This window comes from Gardnerella greenwoodii 00703Dmash, from assembly GCF_000263635.1.
In the GTDB taxonomy this organism is placed as follows: domain Bacteria; phylum Actinomycetota; class Actinomycetes; order Actinomycetales; family Bifidobacteriaceae; genus Bifidobacterium; species Bifidobacterium greenwoodii.
Genome location: NZ_ADEV01000004.1, coordinates 337329 through 351453, shown reverse-complemented (window position 1 = coordinate 351453; position 14125 = coordinate 337329). Strand labels below are relative to the sequence as shown.

General features: G+C 44.2%; 10 protein-coding genes and 2 pseudogenes. 2 read left to right on the top strand and 10 right to left on the bottom strand.

Going from position 1 to position 14125, the window contains the following annotated elements:
* From NG78_RS03800 to nusA, 9 genes and pseudogenes are all read right to left on the bottom strand, one after another.
* Positions 1-1412: purine-cytosine permease family protein (locus NG78_RS03800; RefSeq protein WP_004134314.1), on the bottom strand; the 1412-nt coding region annotated here is incomplete at its 3' end.
* A gap of 113 nt (positions 1413-1525) precedes the next feature.
* Positions 1526-2674 carry a PfkB family carbohydrate kinase gene (locus NG78_RS03805; RefSeq protein ID WP_004134313.1) on the bottom strand — a complete coding sequence of 383 codons (1149 nt, stop codon included), beginning with the start codon at positions 2672-2674 and terminating at the stop codon, positions 1526-1528.
* A gap of 18 nt (positions 2675-2692) precedes the next feature.
* Positions 2693-3727: an ADP-ribosylglycohydrolase family protein gene (locus tag NG78_RS03810; RefSeq protein ID WP_004134310.1), complete on the bottom strand. Its 1035-nt coding sequence runs from the start codon at positions 3725-3727 to the stop codon at positions 2693-2695.
* Between the two features lie 22 nt (positions 3728-3749).
* Positions 3750-4994 (bottom strand): bifunctional riboflavin kinase/FMN adenylyltransferase, encoded by a 1245-nt coding sequence (gene ribF / locus NG78_RS03815; protein ID WP_004134309.1) that lies wholly within the window; start codon positions 4992-4994, stop codon positions 3750-3752.
* Between the two features lie 62 nt (positions 4995-5056).
* Positions 5057-6205 carry a tRNA pseudouridine synthase B gene (locus tag NG78_RS03820; RefSeq protein WP_004134308.1) on the bottom strand — a complete coding sequence of 383 codons (1149 nt, stop codon included), beginning with the start codon at positions 6203-6205 and terminating at the stop codon, positions 5057-5059.
* Between the two features lie 23 nt (positions 6206-6228).
* On the bottom strand, positions 6229-6765 hold the full coding sequence (rbfA, locus tag NG78_RS03825; RefSeq protein ID WP_004134307.1) for a 30S ribosome-binding factor RbfA: 537 nt from the start codon (positions 6763-6765) through the stop codon (positions 6229-6231).
* A 2-nt stretch (positions 6766-6767) separates the two neighbouring features.
* Positions 6768-9131 (bottom strand): annotated as a pseudogene (gene infB / locus NG78_RS03830) (translation initiation factor IF-2); the annotation flags it as partial.
* 299 nt (positions 9132-9430) lie between these two features.
* Positions 9431-9653: pseudogene (locus tag NG78_RS06240) on the bottom strand (translation initiation factor IF-2 N-terminal domain-containing protein); the annotation flags it as partial.
* Positions 9654-9865: 212 nt separating this feature from the next.
* The gene (gene nusA, locus NG78_RS03835; RefSeq protein ID WP_004134305.1) at positions 9866-10903 is read right to left on the bottom strand and encodes a transcription termination factor NusA; all 1038 of its coding nucleotides are present in this window, start codon (positions 10901-10903) and stop codon (positions 9866-9868) included.
* Between the two features lie 172 nt (positions 10904-11075).
* On the opposite strand from nusA, the gene NG78_RS03840 reads away from it, so the two are divergent.
* Both NG78_RS03840 and NG78_RS03845 read left to right on the top strand, forming a co-directional pair.
* Positions 11076-12155, top strand: a complete 1080-nt coding sequence (locus tag NG78_RS03840; RefSeq protein WP_004134304.1) for a hypothetical protein — start codon at positions 11076-11078, stop codon at positions 12153-12155.
* 36 nt (positions 12156-12191) lie between these two features.
* A complete protein-coding gene (locus NG78_RS03845) occupies positions 12192-12632 on the top strand; it encodes a hypothetical protein (RefSeq protein ID WP_004134303.1) in 441 nt (146 codons plus the stop codon).
* Positions 12633-12793: 161 nt separating this feature from the next.
* On the opposite strand, the gene NG78_RS03850 is transcribed toward NG78_RS03845, so the two are convergent.
* Positions 12794-14050 carry an ATP-binding protein gene (locus NG78_RS03850; protein WP_004134301.1) on the bottom strand — a complete coding sequence of 419 codons (1257 nt, stop codon included), beginning with the start codon at positions 14048-14050 and terminating at the stop codon, positions 12794-12796.
* Positions 14051-14125: the final 75 nt, after the last annotated feature.

The following is a 14125-nucleotide window of genomic DNA, read 5'->3' as shown; positions in this document are numbered from 1 at the left end:
AGCGCAATTATTACGCCAAGATTTGCGCCCGCCCAGCTACTTGATTTTCCGCCAACAATCCAAAGCAAATATCCTTGCCATGTAAGCCATTTTGCTGCAGAGTTTACAACCAAACCCCAGCCAACAATCGTTCCAACGCAAAGAATCGCAAAGGCTTTAACATTCCAAGCGCCATAGCGGCCTTCCGGCTTATACAAGTCCTCAGTGAAGTAGTCTTTTTTACGAACGAGCACATCCGTAGTAAACATTCCAGCCCAAACAGCCATCGGCACTCCCAAAGTTGTTAAGAAGCCTTGGAATGGTCCAATAAACGTGTCGGAGAAGAACGTAACGTAAACAACACCGAGAGTAGTTAGCACAGCCGTAATAATTGCTGCAACAGCGCGCGGAATACGTATTCCAAAAGATAGCAACGCAAGACCATTAGAATAATTGTCCATAATTGCGCCCGACATAAGTCCTAACACGGCTACAATCGTGTACGGAATCAAATACCACGCTGGCAGTATTGCCGCAATTGCGCCGATTGGGTCATTTCCAACGTTGTGAGCTAATTGCATATTGGAAGCTGCAAGCAGAAGGCCGTAGAAAATTAAGAACACGTTTGCAATTGACGCTCCAAAAGTAGTCCAAAAAACGATTCCGCTATTTGAAGATTTTCTAGGCAAGTATCTTGAGTAATCAGCAGCAACATTAACCCAGCCTATGCCAAAACCTGTCATAACGAAGAAGCAGCAGCCAAGCATTGCCGGAAGAGATCCGTTTGGAATTTTGCCAATCGCATCAAAGTTTATATGACACCAGCCTAGTACAAAGAATCCAAGAGTGATTATTCCAGTTACGATTGTTATAACTTGCTGGCACTTCATAATTAAGTCGTAGCCGTAAATTCCAACGATTACAATCAATCCAACTACGATGATTGTGCTCACGATTTTAACGCTCACGCCACTACCCCAGCCGAGTTTTTCTGCAGCTGTTGCCATTGCGAGAACTGCGGTTATTGCTAGTGAAATCTCCCAGCCGAGCGTTGCAATCCAACTTAATGCTGCTGGAATATTTGCTCCGCGTACGCCGAACGTTGCGCGAGTTAATACCATTGTTGGAGCGTTTCCGCGTTTGCCAGCTATTGAGATTACTCCAACCAGCAAGAACGATACGATTACGCCGATTATTGTCATTAGCGTTGCTTGCCAGAAGGATATTGCAAAACCTAATGCCCACGCTCCGTACGACATTGCAAATACGGAAATATTTGCTGCAAACCACGGCCAGAATAGGCTTGACGGCGTTCCTTTACGCTCGCTTTCACTGATTGTATCTATGCCTTGTTCCTCAATGCTTAAGGAGTTTTGAGTTGACGAGCCTGAAGATTGTTGAGCTTTAGATTCGTCTATTTGAGCTTTACTCATTTTTCACCTTGTTTCTTTTAGATTGATTCTGCTTCACAAATTTTGTTTCACAGATTTTGTTTCACAGATCTTTCTGTTTTGAATTTCTTAAGAAAAGTCAACAAATGTTGATACTAATAAACATTTGTTTTAATAAAATCTTCTATCTCCTTTTTTGTAGGGCAAGTTGCAGGACCATATTTTGTAACAGCAATAGCGGCAGCAGCATTCGCGCACAAAACCGCCTGCTTAAGCGTCATCTTGTACCCTATTGACGCCGCAAGAACGCCAGTATGCGCATCTCCAGCACCATTCGTATCCACCGCTTTTACATTAAATCCTTTAACATGCTCAGCTTCTTCACCTAAATCACACACCCAAGCTCCATTAGATCCCGCACGAACAATTAACGGAGCTTTTAGTGCACGCTGCAAAAGCTCAATCTTTCGTTTTGTAAGTTGATTATTTGTTTCGTCATTAAAGTTTTTGTTATCAGCATCTTTGCTTTCGTCAGCATCTTTGCTGTCATCATCTTCGATTTCGTCGTTTCCCCAAGCGTTAAGTCTTCTCGCTAAAATCCCCGCTTCCCTAGCATTACACGACCAAATTGGCGCGTAATCAATCAACGCTTTTAAGTCTTCATCTAAAATATTTGCAATCATTGGCGAAGCATCAAAAATCGCAGCAAACCGGCGGTTTTGTTCATAAAAAGAACTATCTAAAACACTACTAATTGAACCGCACGAACCACACGAACCATCTGAACCGCCTGAACCGCTTGTTCTTAACATAAACCGCAAAAGCGCGCGCTTTATAGGGCTCACAAACGTGTACCCGCTAATATACACAACATCTTGCGGATTTGGGTTTACTAAGTCAAAAGCGTGCTCATCACCACTAGTTTCCGCACCTTTAGTAGATACAAAAGTTCGCTCCGCACTTGCGTCCGTAAGAGCTACGCAAAATCCAGAATCAAGCGTCGAATTTTTTATACCAATATGCGAAATATGCGCTTCGTTTAAAGCTTTAGAAATAATATTTGCAAAATAGCCTTCGCCCAAAACACCAGCCCACTGCGCATTAGCACCCATTTGACTTGCAGCAAACAGCATGTTGTAACTTGCACCAGCGCGCATACTATACCCGCTTGCAAATATGTCTTCACCAGGCTTAGGAACGGAATTAACTTTCATAGTTAAATCCACAATAATTTGACCGAGTGAGATTACTCTAGGCGCAATCAAACTTGTTTTATTGCTCAAGTTTAGATTTGATCCACCCATTGTAATCGCCTCTGAAAGCTATTGCGCAGAATTTTCTCTAATTAAACACAAATCATACACTGTATTTTCTACGTCGTAGCAGTGATCGACTCGCAAATTCTCTAAAACACGTTCACGTATTTCTGCATCGAATACTTGCGGACCATACTTTGACCCCAACATTGCCGAGCACATTGCGGCAATCGTATCCGTGTCTCCTCCAATTGAAGCCGCGAAACACGCAGCTTTAGTTGGATCGTTCACAAAACGAGTTGCAATTGCGAAAGCAGCGGCAACAGATTCATTAGCTTCAACACTAGTGCCACAATCATTTTGCAACATTTCAGCAAAATCATCGTCACTTGCAGATAAGCAACTCAATTCCTCGGACTTTTTAGTGAAAAATTCGACCCTACTTATAACGCTTGCTTTTGCGCTCCAATTACCATATTTTGGAAGCGATTTTACGAATTTTATTGCTTCTTTAAGCGGATTTTCACAACCTTCAATTCCTAAACTTACTGCTGCAGCAACAAGTGTTGTGGATTCAATTCCTTGAGTTGTGTTATGAGTAATTAAGCACGATTTTCTAGCTTGGCAGGCAAGAGAATCTCCTATTTTAAAAGCGATTCCAACTGGCGTTGCGCGCATTGCGCCACCATTAGTTGTGCCAAATTTGCCAGTTTCTTCAGGACTTACACCGTTTACAAGCGCTTCTAAAGCAGACTTAGTTGACGGGCCTAAAAGATCCAACGAACCTTTTTCACGCATTGCATCTTCCCAATCTAGAAGATTTTGCGCATACTTATTATTGTTTATATTGCCTTTGTCTGCAATTATTCGTTTAGCGAGCAAAAAAGCTTGTTCCGTATCATCCGTTACGGAAGCTGCTTTCATATTTGGCGCGATTGGCTGCTGACTTACAGCGTCCACTAAACCTGTAATAGGACCGCTATAAAAACGACGTATGCTTTGAGCGCTCATGCTTTGAGTAGGCATGCCTAAAGCATCGCCTATAGCAAGACCGGTAATAGCACCAAGTGCACGATTGTATGTTTCACCTTGCTTAATCAAAACTGAACAAACGCTCTCAAACTTAGTTTTCAGCTTCAGCGTCGGTAATTTCACGCACCTGTTCAACATTGGCTTTGAGCATATTTTTTAGCTCATCAACCGAATCAAAAGTCTGCTGCGGACGCAGGAAGCTCGCAAACTCGATGCAAACGCGATGTCCGTACAAATCCTTCCAATCGTCGAACAGTCCGTAAGCTTCAACTGTGCGCTCAGCTTCGTCTTCGCCATCCGCATTAAACGTTGGCTTTGTGCCGATTGAAATCGCAGCCGGCCAACGCCATGGAGAATGCACGCCTAAATGAAGCTCATCGCGGCGCAAAACGCTAACATCCGGCACAGTGCTCTTTGTTGGGCGCATCTCATTCTTATTATCTGAATCTAAATCAACAACCCAACCAGCGTATACGCCGTCAACCGGAATGTATCCTTCAATTTTTTCGCCAAGATTCACTGTTGGGAAACCAAGCTCACGACCGCGCTCATCCCCATGAACCACTGTTCCTTCAACACGATGCGGTTGATCCAAAATTTCACGAGCCGCCTTAACGCGCCCAGTTGCAAGCATCCAGCGAACATTCGTAGAGCTCCAAGCACGCACCTTCTTATTCGGCATGCTCTTACTCCAAGCGCGATATTCTGCCTTATTCATACCCTCAGCAGGGTCTTCCGGCTCGCCAGAACCCTTAGGAACTTCGCGCACAATAGGATCTGGCACGCGAACATCATCCGGGCCTAAATCTTCTACCTCAATAAGCTCAAAAACGCCCGTTGCTTTAGATAATTCGCGAATTGCTTGAATATTTCCAGCCCTACGAGCGCCAAGAGCAGCGTCAGAGCCAAGAACCAAAGCTCGCATACCAAGCTTTCCTACAAGCTGACCTAAGAAGAAACGGTACGATTTTGCAGCAAAAGCAAGGCTGTAGCGCACAATAACAACGTGATCAACATCTAGCTCAGAAAGCACACGCAAGCGTTGACGAACGCTGGTAAGCGCATCCGAATCTTCCGGAAGATCCGTGTTGAAATCGCCAAAATCGTCGTATAAATCAGGGTTTGCGTGCACTACACTTGGGCGCGGATCGAACATAATAACAACAGAAAACGCGCCGTGGCGGTGCGCAAGTTCAACAGTGCGGCGAACAACCTCACGATGACCTTTGTGCATGCCGTCAAACACACCAATTGTAACAACTGCTTTACGCTCTGCACTTAGCGTTGGCCAATTAATCATGCCGTTGGCATCTGGTCGAATGTCGATGACCTTCATGATATCCTTACTATCCGCATTCAAGCATCTACGTCAAGACAAACTGCGTCGAGCCGTACTAATTATTCTAAATACTCATCCAGTTTACCAGTCTTCTGGCTTGCCGGAAATACCACAATTGGTTTGATTTGATTAGTTTTACTATTTTTTGCCGGCTCAACTACAGCAACGACGTCATTTTGCGCATTATTTGAGGATTTAACGTAGGCTATTGCAGGATATTGTTGAGAATTTTCTTCTGATTCAAAACTAAGCCAGCGCCCAAAACGCAAGTCTTTTGCTTGATTTTCGTCAATTTGTAGCATTGGTAAAGTATGCTCTGCTGCTTCGAACATGTTTAAGCAGATTTTAGGAAGACAAATATCGGCGTCAAAATCTTTTTCCGGAACAGCTTTTGAACGTTTTTGCAAAACACCTTCTCTATCGGTAAATTCGCGCGTTTCTGAGTAAAGTTTAAGAATACGCGGGCTATTAACCGAAAAATTTCCGACACTTGTGCGTCGAAGCGAAATCAAATGTCCACCGACGCCAAGAAGACGGCCTAAATCGCGCGCTAAAGCACGAATGTATGTGCCGCTACTGCAAGAAACAGTTGCAGTAATATCGCATACTTTTCTGCCACTTTTGCCGCACGAAATACGAGGATTGGCAACATAAAAATCGCTAATAGTTATTTCACGCGACTGAATTTCTACAGTTTTCCCTTCGCGAGCTAAATCGTACGCACGCTGACCGTTAATTTTAATAGCAGAAAAAGCGGTAGGAGCTTGCATAATTTTGCCAGTTAAGTTTTCTTTAATAACTTGCTTAATTCGCTCAAAAGCTTGGTTTATAAGCTCGCTATTGCAAGAATTACTTTCAAAAAGAAGCTTCGAAAACACATCATCTGCAGATTTAGCAACAACTCCCGGACCTAATTGTAGATTGTTTTGTTGCAAAATCTCACCGTCGGCATCATCTGTAGTCGTAGACTCACCCAAGCGAATTACCGCTTCGTAAGTTTTGTTGTGACCTAGCATGTAGTTAAGAAGCCGCGTTGCGTTACCAAATCCTACAATAAGCAAGCCTGTTGCCATAGGATCAAGCGTTCCTGCGTGGCCTACGCGCTTTGTGTGCAAAAGGTGACGCGCGCAGGCTACAACGTCGTGACTTGTAACGCCTTGCGGCTTATCTACAAGTAAAAGACCGGAAGATGATGTGAATTGCGTCATATGCAAATTAAGATTTTTTCGCGCTATTCTGCAGATTCGGAAGATTCTGAAGATTCTGCAGGTTCGTCGTCTTCAAAGTCGTCGTCATCAGAATCGTCTTCAAAGTCGTCGTCAGACTCATCATCTTCATGCGGCTTCTTATAAGGATCCGACTCGCCAGCATACTTAGCATTTTCGCGCATTTTAGCTAACTCTTCGTCACGATGACGAGCAGCAACCAAAATATCCTCAATTTCGTGCGCTTCCGTAGGCACTTCGTCGTAAACGAACTGCAATTGCGGAGTTAAACGCAAGCCAGCTTTTGCACCAACCAAAGAGCGCAAACGTCCGTGAGCCTGCTGTAAAGCCTGGGCTGTACGTTGACGCTCACCCTGCTCTTTTCCAGCATGGCCAAGCTGAGTCCAATAAACTTTTGCAATTTGCAAATCGTTAGTAACTCGAACTTCCGTAATAGTTACACTAGCAAGACGCTTATCGTGCAACTGCGATTCCATATTAGAGGCGATTACGCGCTGAATTAACGCTGCAATACGTGCAGCTCTAGGATTCGTTCCTGCCATAATTACTTGCGCTCAATCTGCTTCATTTCAAAGGTTTCGATTACGTCGCCAAGCTCAATGTCGTTGAAGCTTCCAAGGTTAATACCTGCTTCATAACCTTCGCTAACGGACTGCACGTCATCCTTGAACCTACGCAAGCTGGAGATTTCCAGGTCGTTGACTGTTGCAACACCGTCGCGCAAAATACGGCACTTCGTACCGCGCTTGACTTCGCCGTCTTGAACCATAACACCAGCAATATTGCCGAACTTGGAAGAGCGGAAGATTTCGCGAATTTCGGAATGCGAAGTAACAACTTCTTCAAATTCCGGCTTAAGCATACCCTTCAAAGCAGCTTCAATATCTTCAATTGCCTTGTAAATAACAGAGTAGTACTTAACTTCCACGCCCTCGCGATCTGCCAAATCTGCAACCTGACGGTTTGGACGCACGTTGAAGCCAATAATCACAGCCTTGTCAACAGTTGCCAAGTTCACATCGTTCTGAGTAATTGCACCAACACCGCGGTGAATAACCTGGATTCCAACTTCTTCAGAAACCTCAATCTTCATCAAGGAATCTTCCAAAGCCTCAACAGAACCGGAAGAATCACCCTTAATAACAATGTTCAGCATGTCAACTTCAGACTTAGCGAACTGTTCCTTAAGGCTTTCAAGAGACACAACCTTGCGACGCTTAGCAAGCTGAGCTGCACGCTCTGTAGCTGCACGCTTCTCCGCAATCTGACGAGCAGAACGGTCGTCGGAAGTAACCAAGAACAGGTCACCTGCGGTTGGAACAGAAGTCAAACCAAGCACCTGAACAGGAGTGGAAGGAGCTGCATCCTGCAAGTGATTGCCGTTTTCGTCGAGCATAGCGCGAACGCGGCCGTAAGAAGTGCCGGCAACAATAGAATCGCCAACGTGAAGAGTACCCTGCTGCACCAAAACGGTAGCAACAGCACCGCGACCCTTGTCGAGTCGAGCCTCAATAGTTGCGCCACGAGCGTCCATATTTGGATTTGCTTTAGGATCAAGCTCAGCGTCAGCAGTCAACAACACGGCTTCAAGAAGCTTATTGACGTTAGTGCCCTGCTTTGCGGAAATATCCACAAACATGGTGTCACCACCGTACTCTTCCGCAACCAAACCGTATTCAGTGAGCTGACCGCGAACCTTATCTGGGTTAGCACCTTCAACATCAATCTTGTTTACAGCCACAACAATCGGCACGTGAGCCGCTTGAGCGTGGTTAATTGCTTCAACAGTCTGAGGCATAACACCGTCGTCTGCTGCAACAACAAGAATAGCAACGTCTGTAAGCTCAGCACCGCGAGCACGCATAGCAGTAAACGCTTCGTGACCTGGGGTATCGAGGAATGTAATCTTACGAGGCTTACCCTCAAGATTTACAGTTACCTGATAAGCACCGATTCGCTGCGTAATACCGCCAGCTTCGCGATCAATAACATTCGACTTACGGATGGTGTCGAGCAAACGAGTTTTACCGTGATCAACGTGACCCATAACGGTAACAACAGGTGGACGAGATTGCAAATCGTCATCTTCCTGCAACTCTTCTTCATCCAAATCGATATCGAATTGCTGCAAAAGCTCTTTATCTTCTTCTTCAGCAGAAACAATATTGATATTCCAGCCGATTTCTTCACCCAAAATCTGGAATGTCGACTCATCCAAAGACTGCGTAGCTGTTGCCATTTCACCCAAGTGGAAGAGCACAGTTACCAAAGCTGCTGGATTGACATCAATTTTTTCTGCCAAGTCAGAAAGAGTTGCGCCCTGACGCAAACGAATAGTAGCGCCATTACCGGAAGGAATGCGAACGCCGCCAATAACTGGTGCTTTAAGCTCTTCGTATTCACGACGCTTCGCTAAACGGTTCTTACGAGCCTTAGAGGACTTGCCTCCCTGACGACCAAATGCGCCTGCAGCGCCTGCCCTACCGCGACCGCCGCCGCGAGATGGACCACCGTTTGGAGCACCTGCTGCTGCAGCCTGGAAAGTTGCAGCTTGATTTGCATTAAAGCGCGATTCTGCAGATGGCCTGCTATTTGAAGAGCCAGAGCCATTAGAAGCGCCACCGCGACGCTGACCTGACCACTGAGAACGCCCAGCTCCTTGGTTAGAGCGACCGCCGCGAGAACGATTTCCGCCGCGTTCACCGCGCGCACCATTTGCGTTACCCGCTCCACCCTGGCCTGGACGGCCACCGCGGCCATCTTGAGCGCCTGGGCGAGACATTGGGTGAGGACGTGGAATATCTCCAGGGGTAGGAGAATGCATGCCCTGCTTACGGCTAAACGGATTATTTCCAGGACGAGGGGTTGCATTACCTGCTCCTTGAGCGCCCTGATGTGGGCGCGGACGAGGAGGCATCTGCGCACGATTCTCGCGATTCTCACGGTTTTCACCACGACGCTCTGCATGTTTCGATTCGCCAGAAGAAGATGGACGAGGATTATGATTTGCGCGAGAGTGATTTGCTTCAGATTTTGGTGATGCCTTAGAAGCTGCAGAATGTTCGGATTGCTCCGAATTTTGATTGCCTGCAGCGCGCTTTTGAGATTCAGTCTGAGACTTAGCTTTTGGTGCAGAAGGTTTTGCAGCACCAGAAGGTTTTGCAGACTGATTTGCAGACTGATTTGCAGCTTGCTTTGAAGCTGTAGTTGCAGCAGGATTTGCCGCAGCTTTAGCAGGCTTGCTAGCTGACTTGCTACCTGCCTGATTTCCTTCAGCTGCCAGCGCCGCCTGCAAACGACGCACTACTGGAGCCTCAACTGTTGAAGAAGCGGACTTAACAAATTCGCCCATGCCCTTCAAACGCTCCAACACGGTTTTACTGTCTACACCAAATTCTTTGGCCAGTTCATACACGCGCTTTTTAACCACTCAGTGTTCTCCTCTGTCTGTGGCAGCGCTAGAGCGCGCGGCCACTTTACATTATTGCGAGCTTATTATTTATTATCGTGCGATATATCATCGTGCGACCATGATCTTGTACCTCGTCTTGTGCAGGACGATGCTACTGCTTTTTCGCCCAGATTCCAGGTTTCAGCATACTCGAAACGTTGGATTGGTGCGAGTGTCGCCACTACTAAAAACTATGCGTTTTGACCTTGAGCTGCAGCAACTTTCTTATCATGCTCTTCTTGGGACTCAATGCCAATCTTCCAACCAGTTAGCTTTGCAGCCAAACGAGCATTCTGACCTTCCTTGCCAATAGCAAGAGAAAGCTGAGCATCGTGAATAAACGCAACTGCAGTCTGATTTTTTTCGCTAACTACCTGCACCTGCGTAACAGTTGCTGGAGAAAGCGCGGCGGCAACAAACTTCGCTGGGTCATCCGACCAATCGACAATATCAATCTTTTCCTGACCCAAATTTTCCATTACCGCACGCACCCTAGAACCGCCAGGACCAATCAAAGCTCCCTTTGGATTAACGCCCTCAGAGTTAGCGCGTACAGCAATCTTCGTGCGAGCTCCAGCCTCTCGAGCAATCGCCATAATCGAAACAGCGCCAGAAACAAGCTCTGGAACCTCACGCTCAAAAAGACGACGAACAAGCTCAGGATGCGACCTAGAAACCACAATTTCTGGTCCGCGAAGACCACGCGCAACATTTACAACATATACGCGAATACGCTCACCATGGCGGTAACGTTCACCTGGAACCTGCTCACGGCGAGGCAAAATCGCTTCAACATCCCCAACAGCAACGTGAATATTAGTAGTGTCTTTGGCATCCTGCTGAATAATTCCATTAATCAGCTTGCCTTTTTGACCAGAAAAAGCACCAAATACGCGATCATCTTCAGCTTTACGGAAGATTTGGCTAATAACTTGACGGGCTGTTGCCGCAGCAAGACGGCCAAAATCGCGCGGAGTATCGTCGTACTCTTCTCCAAGCGTTGGTGCCGGATACGGGTTATCTTCAGTAGGCTTACCAGGAATTTCATCCCTAGCCCACACAGTGAACGAACCTGCACGTTCATCCAGTTCAACTCGCACATGCTTTGCAGGATGAGCGGTTTTAATATACGCAAGACGCAAGGCCTCGGCGAGCGCCTCGTCCAGCTCCTCGGCATTAATCCCCTGCTGTGCCGCAAGCTGATGCATTCCCGCCAAATCCAATTCCATCGCGCACGTCCTCTCGTTATAACGCATTCATTTATGATTATTATTTTTGCAACTGTTTTGCCTTCTGATATAGCTTTTATAATCAGATTTGCTTTAAGTTGCAGACAAGCCAACATGCTACTGAATTAATACAGTCGATATTGGTCACAGTCAGTGGCTATTTTAGTAGATTATGCAGACACTTTATGTTTTGTTAAAAGCCGCACGCAATAACGCAAATAGCAGCATAAAAATTGCGATTAAGATTTTCGTTTGTGCACTATTAGCACCTACCCTAGTTTTTACTCTAGCTTCTTGTGGCATACCTCAAAACATTCACGTAGATCATACTGTAAAATCTGCTTCTGGCGAAAATATTTGCGCAAAAGCATATCGTTTAGCGCAAAAAAATCAACAATTTATTGAAAATAACGTAAATAATGTATCTGCTTCGGACTGGGAATCTTCCGCAAAAGAATGGGAAACTGTAGCACAACAATGCCCAGGAAGATTAAGCGAAAGTATTGTTTATAGCGCACAAGCAAAATGGGAAATATTATCTAAAGAATCTGGAAATAATAAGTCAAAAATTGCCGAAGAGATTGCTGGCACAAACGATGAGGAAAATGCTGACGAAGGCACAAAAAACCAAGAGAACACTGTAAGCACAGAAAACCAAGAAAACCCAGAAAACCCAGAATCTTCAATAACTCATCAACTAGAACGTAACGCTTATATACAATTTACAAAAACAGTAAAGCATTACAACAATTTCCAATGGACGCATCACCCTTTGGCCAGCGCAGCAGCTGCAGAAGATCAACTAGCGTTTATACTGCAAACTTTAGCTGCAAAAAAAGTTCCAGGACTGCCGTTGGAGTACAGCGATATGGCCTCAAGCAATGCTCAAACTTTTATGAACGCAGCCGGAAAAGGCGATGATTTACGCAAAAAAATATACGAGATTCCAGCAGACGCTCTTGAAAGTGGAAAAGCACAAGATAATGCAAGCGGAAAAGATTTGCCGATTGCGGCCATAGCTTATATGGATTGCGCTCGAGCTGAGCTTACTGCTTTTAACCAAATAATAGTTATTGAAGAAAATAAAACTAGAAGCTCGGCAAAAAACAATCGCAACGAAACAAGCTACGAATACTCTGCTGTTCAAGCACATAAGGCTTTTAAAGATGCGGTAATAAAACTAATCACTTCCAGACTATTGCGCGCCTACGCACTCGGCTACCCAACAGAGACAAATTTGGTTTTGAAATAGCGTAATTTGGTATGGTCTACAATAGAGGTATAACTAATGTCGTTACTACATTATTTAAAACGTACACTGTCTAATCGCTTATCAGAGCAAGCTAAAAAACGTATTCGTAAATATATTACTGTTTTTATTGTTTCGTATATGATTTTACTTTTGTTATCATATATACTTCTTGAACATGAGGAATCAGTTTGTGAATATGCTGTAGTAAATGCAAATTCCACTGCATCTGTTGTTGTAGATATGGAAGAATCTAAATCATTGCAAAAATACGTTAAATTAGTTAGAAAGAGAAAAACACCTAATTTTGATGAAAAAAATACTTGTCCAAGAAGTATTTTTATTTGGGATGTAATTGGACGATGGCTATATCTTCGTAGATATACCAATGAATTGCAGATATCTACTATGGACGACTTAGATTGGATTAGTTCCGTATTAGAGAAAGAATCACAAGCAAATGAAAATAAAGTTTATTAAACTAAATGTCGTTATAATCTAAAAATCTAGAGCAATCGGCAAAAAGAGGTCTACTATGCAATAGCTAGCAGTCCTCTTTTATATTCAACATAGATATATAACAAATGCAAGCTGAATATTACAAAACTTATATTTATAAATCTTAAATTATTTATCTCAAGTTATTCAAATGCTTCACGCTCCCACAGTGCGCTTAGTGGTATTGCCCACAAATTATCCGCCCACTGCATAATTTTTTGACCCAAATAAACAACGTATCCGCGCTTAAATTCATGTCTTTGCGAAAGAGCTACAAGTCCCTTAAAATCGTTACGATTCACCATGCTAGAACTTTTCACTTCCACACCAACCAGATTCCCGCGGAAGCCTAGCACAAGATCAACTTCTTTAGGACTGCTACCAGTTTCACGCCAATAGAAGCAATCCGGATGCGTTTTAGACCATTGCACAGCAGGCATAATCTGATTTACAACAAAACTTTCGAGCAAATTCCCATACATAACGGGATCTTCCAAAGGATTATGCCCCTTACTAATCATTGTTTGAACACTTAAAGACGTATCAACCGGATGCATTTTAGCTCTAGTAAAAGTTTGACGATTCGGCGCGGTTTTTATATTCGGGAGCGCATTTATTAAAAACCTGCGCAAGAATACGCTAACATAACGCTCAATAGTTCGCCTATCTAAAGCAAGATCTTGACCTATTGAACTCGTGTTAAGAATCCCACCAGGCGTACACAGCAATTTATTAAGTATGCTAACAGCCAAACTTCTGTCTAATCGCTCTCCTGGAAGAATAGTATCTCCCAACACCGCAAGAATATCGCTTGACACAAGCTTTTCGCGTTCCCAATCTTCGTAAGAATCATATGATTGCTGATATTCTGGGAATCCGCCAGCAGCCATAATTTTATATACTTCTTCTCTGCCTATTTCTTTTTCATATTTAAGATTTGGATTACTTTCTATAAGACTATCTACAATATTTCCACTATTTTGAGTAATTTCGCACTGCGTAAAAGGACTCATTATAAAGTGCTGAGCGCGCCTAGCAAGAGGATCTTGACCATCTAATCCGTTGCGATTTATAAGCGCACTACCTGTTAAAACATACTGAAGACTGTTTGACGTTGAATTATCAACTATTTCTTTTATTGCAAGCGGCAGATCTGGAAGTCTTTGCGCTTCATCAATAACAACTGGAGTATTAAGATTTTTTAGCAAACCATATAAATCTGTTGAGGCAAGCGCAAACGTATTTTCATCCGCAAGACTCACGTATGAAAACCCTTTAGACACAAGCTGACGCTTTGACATCATAGTTTTGCCTACAGCTCTTGCGCCTTCAAGAATTACGACTTTTCGTTTTGCGTGAAGAATAGCATCAGCAATTGGTCTAGGAAAATACTCGCTCATAAAAACAACTATACACGAAAAACGTAGTTTTTGTACATTCGATGTACAATTTTTTGTACATTGGATGTACAAAAA

Excerpts from the sequence above, each read along its gene's own strand:
- NG78_RS03850 (WP_004134301.1), bottom strand. The coding sequence starts at position 14,050 with ATGAGCGAGTATTTTCCTAGACCAATTGCTGATGCTATTCTTCACGCA.
- nusA (WP_004134305.1), bottom strand. The coding sequence starts at position 10,903 with ATGGAATTGGATTTGGCGGGAATGCATCAGCTTGCGGCACAGCAGGGG.
- ribF (WP_004134309.1), bottom strand. The coding sequence starts at position 4,994 with ATGAAGGTCATCGACATTCGACCAGATGCCAACGGCATGATTAATTGG.
- NG78_RS03845 (WP_004134303.1), top strand. The coding sequence starts at position 12,192 with ATGTCGTTACTACATTATTTAAAACGTACACTGTCTAATCGCTTATCA.
- NG78_RS03820 (WP_004134308.1), bottom strand. The coding sequence starts at position 6,205 with ATGACGCAATTCACATCATCTTCCGGTCTTTTACTTGTAGATAAGCCG.
- rbfA (WP_004134307.1), bottom strand. The coding sequence starts at position 6,765 with ATGGCAGGAACGAATCCTAGAGCTGCACGTATTGCAGCGTTAATTCAG.
- NG78_RS03840 (WP_004134304.1), top strand. The coding sequence starts at position 11,076 with ATGCAGACACTTTATGTTTTGTTAAAAGCCGCACGCAATAACGCAAAT.
- NG78_RS03805 (WP_004134313.1), bottom strand. The coding sequence starts at position 2,674 with ATGGGTGGATCAAATCTAAACTTGAGCAATAAAACAAGTTTGATTGCG.